The following is a 718-nucleotide window of genomic DNA, read 5'->3' as shown; positions in this document are numbered from 1 at the left end:
CTGTCGCATCCCGGATGATCATATAAGCAAAAGGCGCTATCCTTGGTTTGCCGCTCGCGGCATCATGTACAGCGCTATTCAGCAATTCATCCGGGAAGCACAGGAGGCCGCCTGACATGATGGTATCTTTGCACAAACGAGCACGTACGACACCGGCCATTCGCGAAGAACTGGCGGCCAGTACTAAACCTGTCCGTGAACTGGCTCGACAGTATGGCATCAGCGAGGCCACTGTGCGCAAGTGGCGCAGTCGCTCCAGCACCGAAGACCGTTCGCATACGCCTCACCGCCTGCAAACCCACCTGACACCGGCTCAGGAAGCCATCGTGGTTTACTTGCGTAAGCAGCTTCTGCTCCCCCTGGACGACCTGCTGGCCGTGGTCAGAGAGTTCCTCTGCGACAAGGTGTCACGCTCAGGTCTGGACCGCTGCTTACGCCGTCATGGGGTCAGCAACCTGAACGAGCTCAAGCCCAAAACGCCCAAGCCGGCGCCGAAGAAATTCAAGGCCTATCAGCCCGGATTCTTCCATATCGACGTCAAGTACCTGCCGCAAATGGCGGATGAAACCAAACGCCGCTATCTGTTTGTGGCCATTGACCGCGCCACTCGCTGGGTCTTTGTACAGATCCACCCGAACAAAACAGCGGCGGCAGCCCGGCGTTTCCTGGATAGCCTCCAGCAGGCGACGCCTATCAAGATCACTCATATTTTGACCGA

General features: G+C 57.5%; 1 protein-coding gene. It reads left to right on the top strand.

Features of this window, described 5'->3' with window-relative positions; genetic code table 11:
• Positions 1–116 precede the first annotated feature (116 nt).
• A partial coding sequence (locus tag KTN04_RS16650) for a helix-turn-helix domain-containing protein (RefSeq protein ID WP_217336342.1) occupies positions 117–718 on the top strand: 602 nt, incomplete at its 3' end.

The organism is Marinobacterium weihaiense (assembly GCF_019061305.1).
Taxonomy (GTDB): Bacteria; Pseudomonadota; Gammaproteobacteria; order Pseudomonadales; family Balneatricaceae; genus Marinobacterium; species Marinobacterium weihaiense.
This window is presented reverse-complemented; position numbering and strand designations above follow the sequence as displayed.